This is a genomic window from Neisseria sp. P0021.S005 (genome assembly GCF_051956955.1).
In genome coordinates this window covers 1-1,887 of the sequence record NZ_JBQCWY010000594.1, presented here as the reverse complement: position 1 = coordinate 1,887, position 1,887 = coordinate 1, and the positions used below count along the sequence as shown (strand labels likewise).

The 1,887-nt window shown below is 53.1% G+C and carries 2 protein-coding genes; one reads left to right on the top strand and one right to left on the bottom strand.

The window, feature by feature from the left end; translation table 11 throughout:
• A partial coding sequence (locus tag ACTHUE_RS17290; protein ID WP_440424057.1) for an EF-Tu/IF-2/RF-3 family GTPase occupies positions 1–818 on the top strand: 818 nt, incomplete at its 5' end.
• A 49-nt stretch (positions 819–867) separates the two neighbouring features.
• Here the strand turns inward: ACTHUE_RS17290 and ACTHUE_RS17285 are convergent.
• On the bottom strand, positions 868–1,638 hold the full coding sequence (locus ACTHUE_RS17285; protein ID WP_107810389.1) for a sulfite exporter TauE/SafE family protein: 771 nt from the start codon (positions 1,636–1,638) through the stop codon (positions 868–870).
• Between the last annotated feature and the right edge of the window lie 249 nt (positions 1,639–1,887).

The window sequence follows — 1,887 nt, the reverse complement described above, 5'->3', positions numbered from 1 at the left end:
ACTTCGGTATTCAGGAAATCCTCAATTCATTGATTGAATGGGCGCCCGCGCCGAAACCGCGCGACGCGACCGTGCGCATGGTCGAGCCGGACGAGCCGAAATTCTCCGGATTTATCTTCAAAATCCAAGCCAATATGGACCCGAAACACCGCGACCGCATCGCCTTCTTGCGCGTCTGCTCCGGCAAGTTCGAGCGCGGCATGAAGATGAAACACCTGCGTATCAACCGCGAAATCGCCGCCTCCAGCGTGGTAACCTTCATGTCGCACGACCGCGAGCTGGTGGAAGAAGCCTACGCCGGCGACATCATCGGTATCCCGAACCACGGCAACATCCAAATCGGCGACAGCTTCTCCGAAGGCGAACAACTGGCGTTCACCGGCATCCCATTCTTCGCGCCCGAACTGTTCCGCAGCGTCCGCATTAAAAACCCTCTGAAAATCAAGCAACTGCAAAAAGGTTTGCAACAGCTCGGCGAAGAAGGCGCGGTACAGGTCTTCAAACCGATGAGCGGCGCAGATTTGATTTTGGGCGCGGTCGGCGTGTTGCAGTTTGAAGTCGTTACCTCGCGGCTGGCCAACGAATACGGTGTGGAAGCCGTGTTCGATAGCGCATCCATCTGGTCGGCGCGCTGGGTATCGTGCGAAGACAAGAAAAAACTGGCGGAATTTGAAAAAGCCAATGCAGGCAATCTCGCCATCGACGCAGGCGGCAACCTCGCCTACCTCGCGCCTAACCGCGTCAACCTGAATCTGACGCAAGAACGCTGGCCGGACATCGTGTTCCACGAAACGCGCGAGCATTCGGTTAAACTGTAAAACGCAAAGGCCGTCTGAAACATTCAGACGGCCTTTTTTTCATTCGATATCAACCCAATAAATCCCAAGCAAACTTTCCGATGGTCAGGCACAGCAGCAACATAAATCCGTAACGCAGTAATTTAGTTCCGCCGCGTATTGCCAAGCGCGCGCCGACCACGCCGCCGCACAAATTCGCCACCGCCAACGGTATCGCCCATGCCCACACGACATGGCCTTGTGGGATAAAAAACGTCAGCGCGGCAAGATTAGTGGTCGAATTGATGACCTTTGCCGAAGCATTCGCCGCTAAAAAATCATAGTCGTAAAAGCGGACGAACACAAAAGCCAGCAGGCTGCCCGTCCCCGGCCCGAACACGCCGTCGTAAAACCCGATTAACGCGCCGAAAAACAAGCCCCATAAGGTTTCACGGCGCGTCAGCTTTTCAGTGCGCACCGTCTGCCCCAAGTCTTTTTTCAAAAAAGTGTACAGACACATGGCAATCATAATGACCAACATCGTCGGTTTCATGTATTGAACGGGGAAATACACCACCGTTTTCGCGCCCAAATATGAAGCGGCAAATGCCAATGCCGCGGCAGGCAGCAGCATTTTCCACGGCACGGGGATTTGACGCAGATATTGTCCCGTCGCAGTCAGCGTGCCGCAGCAGGAAGCAAATTTATTGACACCCATCACCGAGGCCACAGGCGTAGCGTTTGGCAATAGGTTGAACAATCCGGGAATCTGCAACAGCCCTCCGCCGCCAACGGCCGCATCCATCAGCCCAGCGGCAAAGCCGACCAATACCAGATAATAAAAAAACGAATCTGCAAGCATAATGTCCATCTCTAAAAAGCAAAGCGATTTTGCGCGTATTTGCCTATCCTGACAACCTACAAGGCCGTCTGAAAACAAGAAACAATATCCTGTTTTCAGACGGCCTTTCTTTTTCAATTCAGCCGCTCAAATTGCGGCTTAAAAATTTTTCCATTAAAATGCCGCCCCTTATCTTTCCTACACACAACACATTTTATGGAACATTCCACCCCGACCAAACGCACAGCCCACGACCGAATGGGCATCTTC